An 18,930-nucleotide genomic window follows, 5' to 3' on the forward strand; every position below is an offset into this window, starting at 1 on the left:
TAAAGATAAAAAGAAAAATCATACAAACTAAATTAAGTTATTGACAATCAATTGTTTATAACTATTAAAGACAAACATGTTTAAAATATTGTAAATTCGTCTCCCCGACTTTTCGGAGGGGACTCAAGGTTTAAGGGTTAAGGTTTAAGTTCGGGATTTTTTTAGGATAGTCTCCAACTTAAACCTCAAAACTTAAAATTCAACACTACAATAAAGAAGGGGACCGCAGTCCCCTCCCCGTAAGATTAAATATTTCATTAATCCGGTTGTCCGACCAGGACTCGAACCTGGAGTCTTCTGAACCAAAATCAGACGTGTTGCCAGTTACACTATCGGACAAACTGTCCCCAAATTGGGCGTGCAAAGATAGAAAATATTTTTTGAATTTTATAAAATTGGCTAAGAGAATTATTAAAGGAGTAATATTCTGTTGATGGGTTTCACTTTTCTTTCTAAATTCGCACCTCCAATTCAGAGAACATGATCACACATCAAGATTTTAAACGCTGGAATACCATCCTGGGATGGGCCTCCTTCCTTATCGCATTTATCGTATACCTGTTAACACTGGAACCGACGGCCAGCTGGTGGGATTGCGGCGAATACATTGCCACGGCTTACAAGCTGCAGGTAGGCCATCCTCCTGGTGCACCTACTTTCCAGATATTTGGAAAATTCTTCTCACTATTTGCTTTCGGGAATACTTCCAATGTAGCGATGATGATTAATTCCATGTCGGCATTTTCCAGTGCATTGACCATTTTGTTCCTGTTCTGGACTATTACGCTGCTGGGACGTAAGCTGATCAAAGCCGAAGAAGGTTTTTCGCTCAACCAGGTAATCACCCTCTTTGGGAGTGCCTTTGTCGGTGCAATGGCGTTCACTTTTTCCGATTCATTCTGGTTCTCGGCTTCCGAAGGTGAAGTTTATGCTATGTCTTCTGCATTCACTGCGATAACATTCTGGGCCATCCTCAAATGGGAAGTAGTGGCCGATGATAAGCATTCATTGCGCTGGCTTATTCTTATCGCTTTCTTAATCGGGCTGACTATCGGGATCCACTTGCTAAACCTGCTGGCTATCCCCGCTATCACTTTTGTCTACTATTTCAGGAAATACAAACCCACCAATAAAGGGATGATGATGGCCGGACTGGTTTCCATTGTCATCCTTGCCGTAATGATGTATTTCTTTATTCCGGGTATCGTTAAGCTGGCCGGATCTTTTGAACTGTTTTTCGTCAATTCAATCGGGATGCCTTTCAATTCAGGCACCATTATCTATTTTGCCCTGCTTATAGGCATTATTGTGTGGGGCCACTTATATTCGGTGAGGAAAAACAAAAGCATCCTGAATACCATCATCCTTGCTTTTGTGTTTCTGCTTATAGGCTATTCTTCATTTTTTATCCTGATTATCCGTTCCAATGCCGGTACGCCTATCAATGAAAACAACCCTCAGGATGCCATCGGCCTTTTAAGCTATCTCAATCGCGAACAATATGGCACCTACCCGCTGTATTATGGCCCGTATTATAATGCACCGGTTGTGGATTATCAGGATGGAACACCGGTATATGTGAAAGATAAAGCTAAAGGAAAATATGTCATAACTGATGACCGGAAAGAATCGCTCCCGGTTTATGACACCCGTTTTGAAACTATCTTTCCCCGTATGTGGAGCAACCAGAAAAGCGGGCATATCAAATATTACAAAGAATACGGCAAGGTTAAGGGAACGCCGGTGACTGTCAAAAAATCAGATGGATCTACGGAAACATTATATAAGCCTACTTTCATTGAAAACATGTGGTTCTTCTTCTCCTACCAGGTGGGCCACATGTACTTCCGTTATTTTATGTGGAACTTCTCGGGGCGGCAGAATGATATAGAAAGCCAGGGCGAACCTGAAGACGGCAACTGGATCACCGGGTTTAACTTCCTGGATAACGCAAGGCTTGGAAACCAGTCAGACCTGCCCATCAGCCGTGAAAATACCTCTCACAACAAGTTCTATATGCTTCCGCTCATACTTGGCCTAGGGGGCCTTTTCTATCATCTCCGCAAGAACCGTAATGATACCTGGGTGATTTTCCTTCTCTTCCTTATGACGGGAATCGCCATTGTCATTTTCCTTAACCAATATCCTCTTCAACCCCGTGAGCGTGACTACGCCTATTCCGGGTCCTTCTATGCTTTTGCAATCTGGATCGGCCTGGGGGTCATGGGATTGATCGAATTACTCCAGAAAAAGCTGAAAAAACAGGAGTTGGTCATTGCCGGTTCAGTTGTCGCGGCGACCCTGATCCTGGTGCCGGGGATCATGGCGCAACAGGGATGGGAGGACCATGACCGGTCAGGAAAGTATGCGGCACATGACTTTGCTGTCAATTACCTGAAAGGGTGCGACCGGAATTCCGTGCTGATTACTTTCGGGGATAACGATACTTTTCCATTATGGTATGTCCAGGAGGTGGAAGGTTACCGGACTGATGTCCGCGTGGTCAACCACATGCTGGCTTCCGGTCATTGGTACGTACAGCAGATGTTTTCAAAACTATACGATTCTGATCCGTTGCCGTTCATGCTGAAAAAGGAACAATATGATAACGGGATCAATAATTATATCCCGATTTATGAGCATCCAAGCCTCGAAGATAAATACACTGAACTATCCGAGTTGATTGGTTTTGTCGCTTTGGATGATGACCGGTCCAAAATCTCGGTATCAGGAGGGAAAAAGATAAATTACTTTCCTTCACGAAAGGTGAGATTGACCGTCGATGCCAGGAAATGCATCGAAAACGGCATTGTGCCAAGAGAGATGGCTGATAAGATCGTACCTTATATTGAATGGGAGATCAAGCAGAACGCATTATTTAAAAACGACCTCGCGGTATTGGACTTTATTGCTTCAATTAATTGGGAAAGATCGATTTATACCGCTAATCCTTCCAGTCTTACTAATATCCTGGGCATCGACCAGTACATGCACCAGGAAGGAATGGTATATAAATTTATGCCTGTCAAAGCCGATAATTATTACCAGGGTATTGGAGGCGTCAATCCCGACAAAACCTACGAAATTTTCACCAATTGCAGATGGGGGAACCTGAATGACCCGAATGTGACCGTTGACCGGGAGAGTAGCCGCAACAGCCGGCTTCCCAGGCAAAATTACCTCAGGGCGGCAGAGACCTTTGTAATGCGCGGTGAGAAAGAAAAAGCGGTAAAACTTCTGGATACATGCCAGTATTTTTTTCCTGATAGCAAGATCCCCTATGATCTGATGATGATCCCTTTTGCAGATGTTTATTATAATGCAGGTGAAATTGAAAAAGGCAATGCTATCGTTTCCAGGCTGATTGAAATTTTCAGTGACGATCTGAGGTATTACAAGACTCTGAAAGCCAGTTTCGTGAAAAAATATTACATGGATGCCATCGATAGAAACATGCGTGTCATGAGGAACCTCAGCCAGATGGCCAAAGCAAATGGCCAGGATGACCTTGCAACCAGGGCCGAAGATGCGGTCACTGCTTTCAGGGGTGAATAACTTTCTCTCTTGAACGCTGGTCCTTCTTCCTGAAAATAAGGTATAAACCCGCAGAGCCCGCCAGGACAAAGGGGATACTCAGCCACTGGCCCAGGTTAAGTGCCATACCCTCTTCAAATCCGACCTGGGGCTCTTTCAGGAATTCAATGAAAAACCTGGCCGTGAATACCAATATCAAAAAGAGGCTTATCAATGAACCTTCCCTGGGTTTTCCATTCTTCCTGTAATATAACTGCATCAGTATTACGAAGATCAATAGGTATGCGAGGCCCTCATATATCTGGCTCGGATGACGAGGCTGAAGCCTCTGCGAAGGGTTGCTGGCGTTTGCATAAATAAACCCCCAGGGAAGAGAAGTTGGCCTGCCGAATATTTCCGAATTCATCAGGTTGCCCATCCGGATGAAAAATCCTGCCAGTGCCGTAACTATAACAATCCTGTCCATCGCCCACCAATACGATACCTTATTTTTACGGGCAAAGATAAAGACCGCAAGTAAGATCCCGATTGCCGCACCATGACTGGCAAGCCCGCCTTCCCAGACTTTCAGGATCTCAACCGGCCTGCTGAGGTAATAGGCAGGTTCATAAAACAAACAATGCCCGAGCCTCGCGCCAATCACTGTTGCAATGACCATATATGTAGTCAGCTGGTCCAGCAGCTTTACCGGTATTTTTTCTTTTTTAAAAAATTTCAGCATGATAAAATAGCCGATAGCAAAGCCGAGGGCGAATAAAACCCCGTACCAGCGGATAGCAAAATTCCCTGCCCGGAAGATTTCAGGATCGGCAGTCCAGGTGATGGTTGTCAGGATCATATTTTATCTTTTCTGGATAATGTTAATGTCAGGCCAAAAATAGGAATTCCGGATGTTACCGGTAAAAATAATAAAGATTCGTCATGATTAAGTTTGAATTTTAAGATGAAACCCGTTGATCCTGGTTTCCAATAATGACCGGTTGTTTTGGAAATCAATAGATTTTGGCAACTTCTGACCGGCTTGTAAAGCCAGGCTGACCCTGAATCTTTCCTGTTCCATCCAGTAAAATAATCCGTCTGTTGACAGGTGCCTGGCCAGGTACTCCTGCTCGGTCTGCCCTGGAGTAGGCACAAGAATGGCATTTCTGCCAAGCGTTACCAGGTCCATAATGGTCGAATAGCCGGGGCGGCAGATGATCACCCTGGCACGACCGATAAATTCGACTATCTCTTTATCGGGCAAATGGTTAAAGATTACCACTCCGGGAAGAGGAGAAAACTGATGCAATTTACCCGGAATGCCCTGGAGAATAATAACATTTTTTTGAGGATGAAGGGCCAAGTCATTTAAAATAAAATTCTCGAAAATAGTTCGCTGCGGTTCAGGTCCTGAAAGCATAATGAGCAGTTCCGGCGCCTTATTGTCATCAGCAGGTTTAATCGGCCTGATAGCGTTTTCAAAGCGCGAAAGGATCCCTATAAAATGGCCATTTTTGGGCAGAGGATGGTGATGGCTTAAATCACCTGAAAGATTTGTTCCGCCAGGTATATCAGGTACCCAGCATTCATCATAGTGACTGATAAACCATTGGTGTGCTTTGTATAACCATGGCTCTGCCCATTTCATCGTCTCCGGGGCTTTGATCAATAACTGGTGAGTCATGTAAACCGACCAGGCTTTTTTCGACCATATTCCGAATCGGTTGTCTGAAATGACTACATCAACCTGGTAATCCCTGATAATTTTCTTTATACGCCGATGCTCTTTGTATATCTCACACAGGATGACAGGAGATTGAGTTGCCATCTTCATGGCCATTTTATTTCCTGCAGGATAGGACACCCTGAAACCAGGCAGGCGGATAAACTCCAGGTTTGGGAAATACTCCCTGAGGAAGTCCAGAGGCCTGCCGTCTGCAGCGATGACAACTTCATACTTTTTCTGAAGTAAATGCCTGATAACAGGTATACAGCGAGTGGCATGACCAATGCCCCAATCGAGCGGGCAGAATAAAATCCTGGGAAAATTTTTAACCAACCGGGTATATTTTGTTAAACAAAGGTATTAATAAAGAAAAACCTAATTTTTATGCCTTTGAATGAATCATTGATTTATCAGATTGCCCTGACGCTGGTTCCCGGGATTGGCGATTTACAGGGGAAAAAACTTATTGCCTATTGTAACGGTGTGGAAGCCATATTCAGGGAAAAGAAGAAAAACCTTCTTAAAATTCCGGGAATAGGGGAAGTCATGGCTCATTCCTTACATAAAAAGGATATTTTCACAAGGGCCGAAAAAGAAATGGATTTTATCAGGCAATACCAGATTGCCCCTCTTTTCTATCTGGAGCCTGACTATCCCGACAGGCTGAAACATTGTGAAGACGGGCCTATGATGTTATATTTCAAGGGCAAGGCTAACCTGAGCCAGAAAAGGATATTGAGTATCGTCGGTACCCGTATGCCAACGGAATATGGCAAAGCTATGTGTGAACAGATCATACAGGATTTTTCTGAACAGGGGGTTCTAATCGTGAGCGGATTAGCTTATGGCGTTGACACGATGGCCCATCGGGCTTCGTTGGCGGCCTGCCTGCCTACCATAGGGGTTCTGGCTCATGGACTTGACCAGATCTATCCTTTTGTCAACCGTCCACTGGCGGAAAAAATGATCGAAAATGGTGGCTTATTGACAGAGTTCCTTAGTCAAACCAGCCTGAACCGTGATTATTTTCCCCGGCGCAACAGGATCATTGCAGGTATGGCTGATGCGACACTGGTGATTGAATCGGCTCAGAAAGGAGGGGCTCTGATAACGGCAGATATCGCTAATTCTTACAGCCGCGATGTTTTTGCTCTTCCCGGGCGGGCGACAGATCCAAAATCAGGCGGTTGCAACCAGTTGATTAAAACCAATAAGGCTGCGCTGATCCATGGCGCCGCTGATATTTGTTTCATGATGGGTTGGGACCAGTCGCCCCATTTGGTGCATATTCAGCAGAAATTGTTTACCGAGCTGGATGAACAGGAAAAGAAAATTTTCGAAATCCTTGAAGTCAGAAAAGAAGCCGATATCGATGAGATCTACCTGAATTCAGGCATGACAGCCAGTAAGGTGGCAGCCATCTTACTGAAGTTCGAATTTGAAGGGTTGATCAGGAGCCTTCCCGGGAAAAGATATAAGATCAACGGTTGAGGCTTAGAATCCTTCCTGGGCTTTCGCATCCTGGTGGATGCGCAGTCCTGCAATACAAAGGGAAATGGCAACGATAGACGAGCCGATAAAAAATGCCCACAGCAGTCTGTAATCTTTGGTTAAAAGGCAAAAATCATACAGGGCGTGGAAAAATACAGCAGCAGCTAGTCCGGTCATTGAATCAATGAAACGCATCTTCCTTAATTTTCCCAATCCAATGAAAAAGCCCATCATGACTCCGAAGATGACATTGGCGGGTCCGGCCGTGAATGCATTGGCTAAATTAACATTCAGGTTGGGGATATTGATGAAATACAGAATATTGTTCATCGTCGCGAAACCCATAGAGATCATCACGGCGAAAATGATGCCATCGACAGGTGTTTTGAACTCCGGCTTCGTGTAAACGAATCCTTTGAGGAAGAAAAATTTTCCCAATTCAGCAAAAAATGCCATGATTACCAGGGCATAAAATAACACCCTCCGGATATTACTCAGGTTATCAAGCCCAAAATAGGATGCAAAAACCTGCATCGCCAATACAAGCAAGATACTTATCATTCCCCACAGGAAGGATTTGAAAAGCAGTGAATAAGAAAACCGCTTGAACTTATACCTGAGATATATATAAATGAGAACAGCGATTAGCGGCGCTATGATAAACGAGGTGAACTTTAAGTATTCCATAAGCTGATAGTGGATTAGTGAATCAAAATTAATAATAGTTTGTAATTTTACAAATTATTTTTATAATTTGATAGGAATTGTAACGCGCTCAACGGGCAGTTGGCACACAGTATCGACAGAAAGTGGGATGTCGGTGCCTTGCAAGCTTAAAGGAAACTTCCGGTTAAAAGGCATTCGTACGACCAATCCGGTCGCTGTTGGTGACCGGGTGGAAGTTGAAATGGAGGCAGATATGACCATCGGGACAATTATAAGGATTCTCGAACGACAAAATTATATTATCCGGAAGGCGACAAACCTTTCCAAAGAATCACACATTATTGCTGCTAACATTGACCAGCTCATACTGGTTGCCACCCTTGCCTTTCCGAGGACATCCACCGGCTTCATCGACAGGGTATTGGTTACCTCCGAAGCTTATCATATTCCTGCCATCATCCTGTTTAACAAAACAGACCTTTATACTGAAGAATTGATCCCCTGGCTTGAAGAGACGGAAAAAATTTATCTTGATGCCGGTTACCCCTGCCTGAGGGTGTCTGCTAAGACCAGGGAAGGATTGGAAAGTCTCAGGGCCGTTTTAAAAGACAAGGTCAGTCTGGTCTCCGGGCATTCCGGTGTCGGTAAATCCACCATTATCAATGCTTTGCAGCCAGGTCTCAATATAAAGATCAAGGAAATATCTTCCTATCATTTAAAAGGACAACATGCGACGACATTTCCGGAGATGCATTCGCTGTCTTTCGGTGGTTATATCATCGATACCCCTGGGATTAAAGAATTTGGCCTGACACATTTCGATAAGAAGGAAGTCGCTGAACGTTTCCCCGAAATGCGGGCGTTGATGCATCTTTGCCGTTACAGTAACTGCACCCATTCGCATGAACCGGACTGCGAGGTCATAAAAGCTTTGGAAGAGGGAAGGATACATCCTTCCAGGTATAATAATTACCTTAGCATTTTTTACGGCAGAGACTGGAACGAGGAAAAATGGAATTAGTATAAAAATTACGAATATGATAGCGAAAGAAATAGCTTCCGACGATATATTACCGCTGAAAACTTCCGATACCTGTTCCTTCGCTTTGAATGCCATGGAGGAGAACAGGGTCAATCACATGCCTGTGGTGAATGAAAGGGAATTGCTTGGCGTGGTGGCCGAATTTGACCTGGTCAATCATCTTGACCTCCATGACCCTGTCGGTAATGTTAAACTTTCATTGCCCCATGCATTCATTTCTGATCACCAGCATGTTTTTGATGCGATGAAGATGATAACGGAAATGAAATTATCGCTCCTACCCGTCGTTGACCAGCGAAATTCCTATACCGGCGTGATCACCCTGCCAAACCTGTTAAAGTATCTTACCATGAACATTTCTGTGTTGAACCCCGGCGGCCTGATTGTACTTGAAGTGGCTGAAAATAATTATTCCATGGCTGAAATCTCCCAAATCATCGAGTCCAACAATGCACGGATAATTGGCGCTTTCTTTACTACCCATCCCGATTCTACTTTGATCGACCTCACTTTGAAGATTAATGATATTGATCTGAATCCTGTCATTCAGACCTTTCAACGGTATAATTATACCATAAAAGCGACTTTTGCAGAAAAAGACGACCTGGATGACCTGAAGGAACGATATGATGCCCTGATGAATTACCTGAGCATTTGAAAGCCGCCTTCATTGAATTCTAACCTGATAATATACAAAGGCGTCCTGAAGGCAATATGTCTTGTTATCCTTATCACATTTGGATCAAATTCCTTTGCACAGTCAGATAAGATAATCCCTAATACGGGGAAAAATTTTTGCCGGATAGATTCCATTGTCTTGACAGGTAATAAAATAACAAGGGATCAGGTCATCCTTCGCGAAATCATTTTCAATGCGGGCGATTCACTGCGCCTTGACTGGCTTGATTCCCTTATCTCCCGTTCAAGGGAGAACCTGCTGAATACTTTGCTCTTTAATTTCGTTGAGCTGAACAAATCTTACCCTATCCCTGACAGCGTTCATGTAATTATTAATGTGAAAGTCATTGAACGTTGGTATATCTGGCCTACTCCGATCCTGAAGCTTTCCGACCGTAACTTCAATGTTTGGTGGGAAACCAAAGATTTAAGCAGGTTAAGCTATGGCTTCTATGTGGACTGGCAAAATTTCAGGGGACGAAAAGAACACCTTATCCTGAGACTTCAGTGGGGCTATAACCGGGTCATCAATCTTCAATATCTTATACCTTACCTGAATAAAAAGAAAACCCTGGGCATTGGTTTTGGCTTTGGTTTTGCGAGACAAAAGGAAACGGCTTTCCAAACTGTTAACAATAAACAGCAGTTTTTCAAAAACCCGGAAGGATTTGCCCGGCAGGATTACTATGCTTATGGCCAATTCCTGGTCAGGCGGAATATTTATAATACACATATGCTGGAACTCAGGTATGACCAGCATCATTTTTCTGACAGCCTTTTAAAAGAAAACGAACATTTTACATCAGATGGAGCGAGTGAATTGAAATATATCTCCTTCAGGTACTTTTTTAAAAGCGATCATCGCGATTTCAAATCATATCCGCTAAAAGGCTATTATTTTGACTTCGAGATTATAAAACATGGCTTGTGGACTTTCAATCATAATACTTTAAATACATTCCATCTGCTGGCAACTTACAGGAAATTCTGGGAATTACATCCCAGGGTTTATTTTGCAACCGGTCTCAACGGGAAAATATCCGCCGGCATACAGCCATATTTCATTATGCGGGGTATCGGATACGATCGTGATGTTATCCGTTCTTATGAGTATTACCTCGTCGATGCCCAGCATTTCGTCATACTCAGGAATAATATCAAATTTGCCCTGATCCCCAATCAGGTTAAGGATATCAGCTTTATCAAGACTGAAAAGTTTGGAAAGATCTTTTATGCTTTATACCTGAACGTATTTATTGATGGGGGGTATGGGGTTTATAACCAGGATTTCGGCCGGGAGACCAATGATCTGCAAAACACTTTGCTGTTCGGCTACGGTACCGGCCTTGATTTTGTTACTTATTATGATGTTGTAATCAGGCTCGAATTTTCCGTGAACTTCAAAAATGAAACCGGTATTTTCCTGCATTTCATGGCGCCAATTTGATGATCAGCTAAGAATGACCATATATTAGCTATTTTTGTGTACTTGTTAACTAAATTCGATTGCTATGGTGATAGCCATTTTCGGAAGAGCGGTTTCCCTGGAAAACCTGAAGTATGTGCAACGCGTTGTCGATAAACTGATCTTAAAAAATTGCCGGTTGATCATTTATAAGCCTTTTTTTGAAATGTTACAAGATAAGGTTGAGTTTCCTTCAGAAGTCAATTTTTTCGTTGATTATCAGGATATTGAAGGAAAAGTTGACTTTCTTTTCTCTATTGGCGGCGACGGGACGATCCTTGATGCTTTATCAATGGTCAGAGATTCAGGAATTCCCATAATGGGGATTAATATCGGACGGCTTGGATTCCTTTCAAGTATTGCAAAAGATGAAATACTGCCTGCCATTGATAAAGTCCTTGCCCGGGATTACCAGATCGATTCACGTACCCTCGTGAGGCTAAGCCAACCAAAAGATCTTTTCGGTGAAATGAATTATGCGTTGAACGAACTGACCATAACCCGGAGAGATACCGCATCCCTGATCGTGCTGCATGTATACATCGATGGTATGTTCCTGAATTCATACTGGGCTGACGGGTTAATTATTGCCACTCCTACAGGCTCTACTGCCTACTCCCTCAGTAGCGGAGGCCCAATATTGACACCCGGTTCCGAGAATTTTGTGCTGACCCCAATTGCCCCGCACAATTTAACCGTCAGGCCGGTCGTTATACCTGACAAATCAAAGATCAGGATTATCGTGGAAGCGAGGGAAGAGCAATTCCTCGTCAGCCTCGATTCCAGGAGGGCCATCATTTACTCAAACTTTGAACTGATTGTTGAAAAAGCAGATTTTAAAGTCAATATTGTTCAGATGAAAGGAAAGGACTTTTTTATGACGATCAGGGAAAAGCTTAAATGGGGTTTGGATGCCCGAAACTGATCCTGGCGTTAAATCTTTTAAAATATTTGGTACTTTTGCGTCCTGCATGAAAAAATGAAGAAACGTTTTTTAACTTTCGCTTTTGCCCTAATTGGAATGACAGCCTTACCACAAACCATGGAAGTGGGTCTGTTTGGAGGTTTATCTTATTACCTTGGCGATTTGAACCCGGGCATCCATTTTCTCGCTCCTAAACCAGCCTATGGTGTTCTTGCCCGGTATAAGCTTGACTCAAGATGGGTGATCAAGGCCAGTGCATTCAGGGGCAAAGTCAAAGGAGATGACCGGATGGGCCGTACCAATGATTTACGCGGCCTTAAATTTGAATCAAGGATAACTGATATTTCCATTACTGCTGAATTCAACTTTTTCGATTACTTCACCGGGAGCAGGCGGAATACCATAACGCCCTGTATCTTTGGCGGTATTGGAGTGTTTTTTTTCAAGCCTACGGCTGACGGGGTAGATTTAAGAAGTATCGGAACCGAAGGTCAGAATGTTGGATTTGATGGCCGTAAACCATATAAGTTATTTACTTTCAGTGTACCTTTCGGAATAGGTGCCAAGTATAGTATTAACAGCCGATTATGTCTTTCAGCGGAGTGGGGTTTGAGGAAAACGTTCACAGATTACCTGGATGACGTAAGTACGACTTATTATCTTGATGGTTCACAAATCGATGTAAGTCAACCTGAAGAGGTCTTGTCTGATCCAACATTTCTGCATACAGCCAGGCAGGAAAGAGGAAATCCGACAACGAACGATTGGTATAATTTTACCGGTATTTCGCTGACCTATAAATTCCGTCTTTTTGGCAACAAGAAATGCCTTGATCAACTGAGGTCTACACCAAACTAGCCAGATGGCATATAAGAAGCAGGCACAAGAATGTAATGAGCTTTAAAGAACAACTGGATCTGAACAACTTGCCCAATCACGTGGCCATAATAATGGATGGTAACGGGCGGTGGGCTAAAGCGAGGGGCAAGCCCAGGACTTTCGGTCATAAACAGGGCGTTACGGCTGTCAGGGAAGCTGCTGAATCTGCCGCTGAAATCGGTATCAAATATCTTACATTGTACGCTTTCTCTACTGAAAACTGGAAAAGACCGAAATTTGAAATAGATGCCCTGATGCATTTGCTCCTCCAGACAATTAATAAGGAAACCAAGACATTGAATAAAAATAGGATCCGCCTTCATGCCATTGGCAACCTTGAAGCTCTTCCGGAAAGCATTCACAGACAACTTATCCAGACTATGAATGATACATCCGGCAATGACCGGATGACACTCACCCTGGCGCTTAGTTACAGCTCGAGGTGGGAAATCCTTGAGGCCGTGAAAAGTATTGCCCGGGATCTGGCTCATCATCGCATTACTGACGAAGATATTACTTCTGATTTATTTACCACCCGGCTCCCTTCTTATCCCCTACCGGAACCGGAATTGCTGATCCGAACCAGCGGTGAATACCGGGTAAGTAATTTTTTGTTATGGCAAATTGCCTATTCGGAGTTATTTTTTTGTAATAAATATTGGCCTGATTTCAGAAAAGAGGACCTTTACGAAGCAGTTTACAATTACCAGCACCGTGAAAGGCGGTTTGGCAAAACGAGTGATCAGATCACGGAAAATCATAATGGATGAAAATGGTAAGAATGATGAGGGGAATTAGTTTTCCGTCATGCTGGAAATATCTGCGAATTTGCGGGCTGATTTCACTCGCCCTGATTTCATTTCTTATGAGCCCAAATCAGGCTCTTTCCCAGGTTTCTTTAGGGGACGGCACCTTAGTTGATTATACCCGACCCGTTGAATACGTAATAGGAGGAATTACTGTCTCAGGAGCAGAATACCTCGATAAAAATGTCCTGGTGATGCTGGCCGGTTTAAACGTTGGAGAGAAAGTGACCATTCCCGGCGAGGAAATTTCCAAAGCAATTAAAAAACTATGGGACCAGGGCCTCTTTGAAAATATTGGTATTTATATTACTGATGTCCAGGGAGAAAATGTGTTCCTGGAAATGCGCCTGAAAGAAAGACCCCGCTTATCAAGGTTCTCCCTGAAAGGGATCAATAAAACAGAAGCTGATAATCTTCGTGAAAAGATTAAAATTACGCGGGGAGATGTCATTACTGAAAGTTTATTGATGAATACTAAACACAGGATCAAAGAACATTTTCGCGATAAGGGATTTCTTGACACGGAAGTAGATATTAAACAGACGGCGGATACAACGCGGGCTAACAATGTTATCCTGGATATCGACATCCAAAAAAATAGCAGGGTCAAAATCAAGAAGATCCATGTTTATGGTAATAAAGAATTTAATACCCAGAAAATTAAAAATACCCTGAAAGAAACTAAGGAAATGGGGAAATTTAACCCACTGCAGGATATTGAACTGACCATTCTCTATGACCTGCAGGAAATTTTCCGGTTAAACACACAGGGGGTAGTCGATTCTACCATGGCACACCTCAACCGAACGGTGAAAATCCGGATTTTTAAACCTTCAAGGTTTATACAAGATAAGTATGACGAAGACCTGATGAAGGTTATCGCAAAATATAACAACATGGGTTACAGGGATGCTGTTATATCAAGGGATTCGCTATATCGTAACGAGGATAAGACACTTAGCCTTGATTTATATATAGATGAAGGGCCGCAGTACTATTTCAGGAATATTACCTGGGTCGGAAATACGAAATATACGGCAGAACAATTGAATAACGTACTTAAGATAAAAAAAGGCGATTTGTATAACAGGGAAATACTGGAAACTAACCTGTCATTTAATCCCAATGAGCAGGATGTCAGTGCTTTATATCTTGATGATGGCTATTTATTCTTTGCTGCCGATCCCGTCGAAGTTAAAGTTGAAAATGATTCTATCGATATTGAGATTCGTATCCGGGAGGGAAAACAAGCCCGGATTAATAAAGTATCCATTAGTGGGAATACTAAAACAAATGACCACGTCGTGATTCGAGAGCTGCGCACCAGGCCGGGTCAATTGTTCAGCCGCACTGACATTATCAGGACTACCCGTGAACTGGCACAGCTCCGGTATTTTGACCCGGAGAAGATCGTCCCTGATATTTTACCGAATGCAGCAGATGGTACTGTTGATATTACGTATAAAGTGGAAGAAACGTCATCCGATCAGATCGAGTTGAGCGGCGGTTGGGGCTATGGCAGGATTATCGGGACCCTGGGCTTATCATTCAATAACTTTTCAATACGTAAAATTTTTGCTCAAGGAGCCTGGAAACCAGTGCCCGCTGGAGATGGCCAGAAGCTAAGCCTCAGGTTACAATCTTATGGAAAAGGATATCTGAGTTATAGCGCCTCCTTCACAGAGCCTTGGCTGGGAGGCAAAAAACCCAATGCTTTTAGCGTAACATATTGGCATTCTCTTTATTCCAACGGTAAATCAAAAAAGGACCCGCTCAGATCCGAGTTTGTAATCAATGGATTGACACTCGGTTTAGGAAAGAGGCTAACCTGGCCCGATGACTTTTTTACCCTTTATCAGGCCATTACGCTGCAACGCTATGATCTTTATCAGTATTCCCAGATCTTTGTTTTTGGATCCGGGACAGGTACATATAATAATTATAATTATAATATCATCTTTGGCAGAAGCTCTATCAGCCAACCCATTTATCCTACATCCGGATCTGATGTTTCAGTGTCCCTTGAGCTGACTCCGCCTTATTCCCTTTTCAATGATAAGGATTACTCAATCATGGAACCCGAGGAAAAATATAAATGGATAGAATACCATAAGTGGAAAGTGAACGCCACCTTCTATACTGAAATTTTCAGCAAAGCAGTGATCATGACCCGTGCAAAGTTTGGATTCCTGGGCCTGTACAACCAGGACATCGGCATAACGCCATTTGAACGCTTTTACCTTGGAGGCGACGGCCTGTCAGGTTATAACAATCTTGATGGCCGGGAAATCATTGGCATGAGAGGTTATCGCAATGAATCCATTACCCCGGATTATTATCTGAATAAAAATATCGGGGGCACCATCTTTACCAAGTACACGCTTGAACTGCGTTATCCCCTCTCACTCAACCCCAGTGCAACCATCTTTGCCCTGGCATTCGTGGAAGGAGGTAATTCCTGGCTTGGATTTGCCGATTTTAATCCCTTTGCCATATACCGCTCGGCCGGCTTTGGCGTTAGGGTTTTCCTGCCCATGTTTGGTTTATTGGGGCTCGACTGGGGCTATGGATTCGATCCGGTCCGCGGCATCCCTTCTGCGAATGGATCACAATTTCATTTTTCTATTAATTCATCTATCGATTAATTATTCAGCAGAAAAATGGCAGGTTTATTGTACTAAATAACAAAGTATTTAAACTAAATTTATTTGGAGGACAAAATATGAAAAAGATCATTATTATTTGTTCACTTCTTGTGATGGCCTTTCTTCCCGGTTTTGGCCAGAAGTATGCGTTTGTCGATACCGATTATATTCTGAATAATATACCTGAATATACGGATGCACAAGCTTTACTGGATGACTTGTCAGCTGAATGGCAAAAAGAAATTGAAGGCAAGTTCCAGGAGATCGATAAATTATACCGGGATTATCAGGCCGAGTCAATTTTGTTGCCGGAAGACCTCAAGAAACAAAGAGAGAATGAGATCATCCAAAAGGAGAAGGAGGCCAAGGATCTGCAGAAAAAGCGATTTGGTAAGGATGGTGATCTGTTTAAGAAGAGAATTGAACTGGTTCAGCCTATACAGGAGAAATTGTTCAATGCTATTCAGGATATGGCCGTTACCCGCAATTATGCATTCATTTTTGATAAAGCTTCCGGAGCTGCCCTGCTTTTTGCTGATGCAAAATTTGATATAAGCGATGATGTGCTGGATGAAATCGGTACTGTAATGCAGACGGTCAGGAGAGAAAGCAGAACAAGGCCTTCGGTCCAGCTGGGAGCTAGCCAGGCGGCGTCAGGAAAAGGTACTACCGGCCAGCCAACACCCGGTCAAATGGTGCCTCAGCAAAGGCCAGGCCAGGGTAGCACAGGAACTGGCGATAAGGGTAATACAGGCGTGAATCCAAATGCCGGCAGCAATCCCCCCATGCCGCCTCCCGGTGAAAAAAAGCCTAAATAATGACCATTTCATAAATTTCCCTATCTTTGCCGACTCTTAAATTATTAATCACAAAAAAATGGAAAAATTCTTAAGACCAGTCCTGGTGATCATGTTATGTGCATTAATGTGCACTGGATACAGCCAGGTGAATGCTAAATTGGGTTATATTGATTCCAATGCACTGCTCGAAATGATGCCGGGTAAAGACTCTATTCAGAAAGTCCTTCAGGACTATGGAAAATCTCTGGAAACACAGCTTCAAACCATGTATGCTGAATATCAGACCAAAGTTCAGGATTACCAGACTAATTCCCGTACCATGTCTGACATTATCCGTCAGACAAAAGAAAAGGAACTTGCAGACCTTGAAACGCGGATACAGACTTTCCAGCAACAAGCCGATACTGATTTACAGGAAAAACAGGTTACTTTGCTGCAGCCATTGCTGGATAAAGCAAAAGGCGCCATTACAGCCGTTGCGAAAGAAAACGGTTATACCTACATTTTCGATGTTGGAACCGGCGCTGTATTGTTTTATGAAAAGGGTGAAAATATCCTGCCGTTGGTAAAAGTTAAACTTGGATTAAAATAATACCAGGATATTATTGTTGAAAACCGCTTAAGGCAATACCCGGAGCGGTTTTTTGATTCCAATGAATTAATAATCCGTGAGGCCGTTTCCCTGATGAACATCATGTTCCTTTACTTTGGGGTTTGGATAATCAATCGAGTAATGCAGTCCGCGGCTTTCCTTCCTGGCTAAAGCCATCTTGATGATCAGGTAACCGATATTGATGATATTTCTTAACTCACATAGCTTAACTGTCAGAATCGACTTGTTGTACAGATCTTCCGTTTCCCGGTAAATGATCTGAAGCCTTTCAAAAGCCCGCATCAAACGCAAATCGGACCGCACAATCCCGACATAGCTGGTCATGATGGCCTGGACCTCTTTCAGACTCTGTGTGATCAGAACCATTTCTTCGTTCAGGATCATCCCTTCAGCATTCCAGTCAGGGACATCATTTCTTACAGGAATGTCTGACACTCTTTTAACTGAATCAAGCGCAGCCCGATGTGAGAAAACAGCTGACTCGAGAAGTGAGTTGGACGCGAGCCTGTTAGCCCCATGGAGACCCGTGGAAGCGCATTCTCCGGTAGCGTATAAGTTGAGGATGCTGCTCCGTGCATATTCATCTACCTTGATACCCCCGCAGGTGTAATGAGCACCCGGAACTACGGGGATCATCTCTTTAGTGATATTAATACCGAGGCTCAGACACTTGGCATAGATAGTAGGAAAATGTTTGATAAGTTCATTTGAATCCAGATGGCGGCAATCCAGGCAAACGTAATCATCACCCGAAAGTTTCATCTCATTATCAATTGCACGGGCAACAATATCGCGCGGGGCCAGTGAACCCCTGGGATCATATTTATTCATAAACTCCTTCTCATTCCTGGTTTTCAGGATGGCGCCAAAACCCCTAAGGGCTTCTGTGATCAGGAATGAAGGCTTTTCATCGGGATTATAAAGGGTCGTGGGATGAAACTGGATAAATTCCATATTCTCAACAACCCCTTTCGCCCGATAAACCATGGCAATACCGTCCCCCGTGGCGATTTCAGGATTGGTTGTGTGACCATAGACCATTCCTGCACCGCCGGTTGCCAGGAGAGTCATACGTGATAAAATGGTATGGATTTCCCTGGTACCAGGACTTAACACGTAGGCCCCATAGCAGGTGATATCCGGTGTCCTCCTGTTGACATCAATTCCCAGGTGGTGCTGGGTGATGATATCCACGGTATAATGATTTTCAAGAATTTCGATGTTCGGGTGGCTTTTAACTTTACTCAGCAAAGCGCGCTCTATCTCAGCCCCGGTCTGATCCTTGTGATGAAGTACACGGAATTCGGAGTGACCGCCTTCCTTATGCAAATCGAAACGGCCTGATTCTTTCTTGTCAAACTCGACTCCCCATTCTACCAGTTCCCTGACTCTTTCAGTTGATTCTGTTATGGCAATCCGGACGATTTCAGGATTGCTCAGGTCATCACCGGCATTGATCGTATCGAGGATATGCTTGGCATAAGTGTCCGGTGTGTACATCACGGCTGCAATACCCCCCTGGGCATACTTCGTTGCAGTTTCATCAGCACTGGCTTTGGTGATGATACAGACTTTCCCGTGGTCTGCGACTTTCAGTGCATAACTCAAACCGGCTATACCGGAACCAATGACCAGAAAATCGACAGTTTTTCTCAACAATTTAACAATTTAACAATTTAAC

General features: G+C 43.5%; 15 protein-coding genes and 1 tRNA gene. 11 read left to right on the forward strand and 5 right to left on the reverse strand.

What is annotated here, in order from left to right:
* Window positions 1-266: 266 nt before the first annotated feature.
* Window positions 267-339, reverse strand: a tRNA-Gln gene (locus tag M0Q51_05860).
* A 141-nt stretch (window positions 340-480) separates the two neighbouring features.
* Here M0Q51_05860 and M0Q51_05865 point away from each other — a divergent pair.
* Complete coding sequence (locus tag M0Q51_05865) at window positions 481-3,555, forward strand: DUF2723 domain-containing protein (protein ID MCK9399504.1); 3,075 nt, start codon at window positions 481-483, stop codon at window positions 3,553-3,555.
* Here the strand turns inward: M0Q51_05865 and lgt are convergent.
* Both lgt and M0Q51_05875 read right to left on the reverse strand, forming a co-directional pair.
* Window positions 3,542-4,372, reverse strand: a complete 831-nt coding sequence (lgt, locus tag M0Q51_05870; protein ID MCK9399505.1) for a prolipoprotein diacylglyceryl transferase — start codon at window positions 4,370-4,372, stop codon at window positions 3,542-3,544. The two genes, M0Q51_05865 and lgt, sit on opposite strands and share 14 nt — an antisense overlap.
* An 87-nt stretch (window positions 4,373-4,459) precedes the next feature.
* Window positions 4,460-5,572, reverse strand: coding sequence for a hypothetical protein (locus tag M0Q51_05875; GenBank protein ID MCK9399506.1), 1,113 nt, complete (start codon window positions 5,570-5,572; stop codon window positions 4,460-4,462).
* A 51-nt stretch (window positions 5,573-5,623) separates the two neighbouring features.
* On the opposite strand from M0Q51_05875, the gene dprA reads away from it, so the two are divergent.
* Window positions 5,624-6,730, forward strand: coding sequence for a DNA-processing protein DprA (gene dprA / locus M0Q51_05880; GenBank protein ID MCK9399507.1), 1,107 nt, complete (start codon window positions 5,624-5,626; stop codon window positions 6,728-6,730).
* Window positions 6,731-6,733: 3 nt separating this feature from the next.
* On the opposite strand, the gene M0Q51_05885 is transcribed toward dprA, so the two are convergent.
* A complete protein-coding gene (locus M0Q51_05885; GenBank protein ID MCK9399508.1) occupies window positions 6,734-7,417 on the reverse strand; it encodes a PrsW family glutamic-type intramembrane protease in 684 nt (227 codons plus the stop codon).
* Window positions 7,418-7,484: 67 nt separating this feature from the next.
* Between M0Q51_05885 and rsgA the strand changes: the two genes are divergently transcribed.
* The 9 genes from rsgA (at window position 7,485) to M0Q51_05930 (ending at window position 17,228) form a co-directional block, all read left to right on the forward strand.
* Window positions 7,485-8,417, forward strand: a complete 933-nt coding sequence (gene rsgA / locus M0Q51_05890; GenBank protein MCK9399509.1) for a ribosome small subunit-dependent GTPase A — start codon at window positions 7,485-7,487, stop codon at window positions 8,415-8,417.
* A 16-nt stretch (window positions 8,418-8,433) separates the two neighbouring features.
* On the forward strand, window positions 8,434-9,096 hold the full coding sequence (locus M0Q51_05895) for a CBS domain-containing protein (GenBank protein ID MCK9399510.1): 663 nt from the start codon (window positions 8,434-8,436) through the stop codon (window positions 9,094-9,096).
* Window positions 9,097-9,255: 159 nt separating this feature from the next.
* Window positions 9,256-10,563 carry a hypothetical protein gene (locus tag M0Q51_05900; GenBank protein ID MCK9399511.1) on the forward strand — a complete coding sequence of 436 codons (1,308 nt, stop codon included), beginning with the start codon at window positions 9,256-9,258 and terminating at the stop codon, window positions 10,561-10,563.
* Window positions 10,564-10,627: 64 nt separating this feature from the next.
* Window positions 10,628-11,506, forward strand: a complete 879-nt coding sequence (locus M0Q51_05905; protein ID MCK9399512.1) for an NAD kinase — start codon at window positions 10,628-10,630, stop codon at window positions 11,504-11,506.
* Window positions 11,507-11,560: 54 nt separating this feature from the next.
* A complete protein-coding gene (locus M0Q51_05910) occupies window positions 11,561-12,364 on the forward strand; it encodes a DUF6089 family protein (protein MCK9399513.1) in 804 nt (267 codons plus the stop codon).
* Window positions 12,365-12,399: 35 nt separating this feature from the next.
* On the forward strand, window positions 12,400-13,155 hold the full coding sequence (locus M0Q51_05915; GenBank protein ID MCK9399514.1) for an isoprenyl transferase: 756 nt from the start codon (window positions 12,400-12,402) through the stop codon (window positions 13,153-13,155).
* Between the two features lie 11 nt (window positions 13,156-13,166).
* Entirely contained in the window at window positions 13,167-15,836 is a 2,670-nt protein-coding gene (locus M0Q51_05920) for a BamA/TamA family outer membrane protein (GenBank protein ID MCK9399515.1), read from the forward strand.
* 77 nt (window positions 15,837-15,913) lie between these two features.
* Window positions 15,914-16,654: an OmpH family outer membrane protein gene (locus M0Q51_05925; protein MCK9399516.1), complete on the forward strand. Its 741-nt coding sequence runs from the start codon at window positions 15,914-15,916 to the stop codon at window positions 16,652-16,654.
* Between the two features lie 58 nt (window positions 16,655-16,712).
* Entirely contained in the window at window positions 16,713-17,228 is a 516-nt protein-coding gene (locus M0Q51_05930; GenBank protein ID MCK9399517.1) for an OmpH family outer membrane protein, read from the forward strand.
* 66 nt (window positions 17,229-17,294) lie between these two features.
* Here M0Q51_05930 and nadB read toward each other — a convergent pair whose 3' ends face one another.
* Window positions 17,295-18,905, reverse strand: a complete 1,611-nt coding sequence (gene nadB, locus M0Q51_05935; protein MCK9399518.1) for an L-aspartate oxidase — start codon at window positions 18,903-18,905, stop codon at window positions 17,295-17,297.
* Between the last annotated feature and the right edge of the window lie 25 nt (window positions 18,906-18,930).

Source organism: Bacteroidales bacterium, assembly GCA_023229505.1.
Taxonomy (GTDB): Bacteria; Bacteroidota; Bacteroidia; order Bacteroidales; family JAGOPY01; genus JAGOPY01.